A 1,032-nucleotide genomic window follows, 5' to 3' on the forward strand; every position below is an offset into this window, starting at 1 on the left:
ACCGAGTTCGCGCTTGTCGTCGTCGTCCAATCGATCCAGGAAGACCCGCCGCACGGTTCGCACGTGGTCCGGCGCGGCCTTCTCGATCTCGCGCATGCCCTCGTCGGTGGTGGAGACGAACGCGCCGCGCCCGTCCTCGGGACAGCTCGTGCGCTGCACGAGCGCCCGCTTGGCCATCCGGGTCACCTGATGGGAGACGCGGCTGCGCTCCCACTGCAGGGCGTCGGCGAGGGCGGTCATGCGTAGCGGCCCGTCGGCCTCGCTGAGATGGACCAAGACCTCGAACTCGGGCTCGGTCAGGTCGGAGGACATCTTGAGGTCGCGCTGGATCTCCAGGTGGAGGCGACCTTCAAGGGCGAGATAGGTGCGCCAGAGGGCCGTCTCCTCGTCGTTGAGCCAATTCACCTGTTCAGTCATGGGTCCATAGTAGCCCTTAGTTGACATGCCACGTAGCCGATCAGTAGAACTGTGTGACGTATCATGTACGGCTCGCCGACCCGCGCGGGCCGCCACAACCGAATTGCTCCGGAACGGACCGGAGAACCCGACGGAAGGAACCACAGTGACCACCACCGCTACTCGCCCCGCTGCCCTCGAGACCCCGAGCACCCTCGTGCCGGTACCCGCGACCGTCCGTGGCATCGGCCTGCTGCTGGCCCGCGTCCTGCTCGGCGCGGTGCTGATCGTGCACGGCGGCCAGAAGCTGTTCAGCAACGGCGTCGAGGGCACCGGCGCCTTCTTCGAGTCGATGGGCGTCCCCGCCGCCCAGACCGCGGCCGCGTTCGCCGGTACGGTCGAGCTGGTCGGCGGCATCCTGCTCGTCCTGGGGCTGCTGACCCAGCTCGTGGCGGTCCTGGTCGTCGTCGTGATGGCCGGCGCCTACTTCTACGTCCACCAGGCCGCCGGCATCTATGCCGCTGACGGTGGCTGGGAGCTCGTCGCCGTGATCGGCCTCGCCACGGCAGTGTTCGGCCTGGTCGGCCCCGGCCGCTTCAGCCTCGACGCGCTGATCGTCGGCCGCCGCGCCGCCAG

2 protein-coding genes are annotated in these 1,032 nt (G+C 68.8%); one reads left to right on the plus strand and one right to left on the minus strand.

Annotated features, from left to right (window positions below; genetic code table 11):
- The coding region (locus tag ACWIE7_RS19515) for a MarR family winged helix-turn-helix transcriptional regulator (RefSeq protein WP_454070381.1) at positions 1 to 417 on the minus strand (417 nt) is incomplete at its 3' end.
- A 145-nt stretch (positions 418 to 562) separates the two neighbouring features.
- Here ACWIE7_RS19515 and ACWIE7_RS19520 point away from each other — a divergent pair.
- On the plus strand, positions 563 to 1,032 hold a 470-nt coding region (locus tag ACWIE7_RS19520), incomplete at its 3' end, for a DoxX family protein (RefSeq protein ID WP_454070382.1).

The sequence above is a fragment of the Dietzia sp. NPDC055343 genome (genome assembly GCF_053645265.1).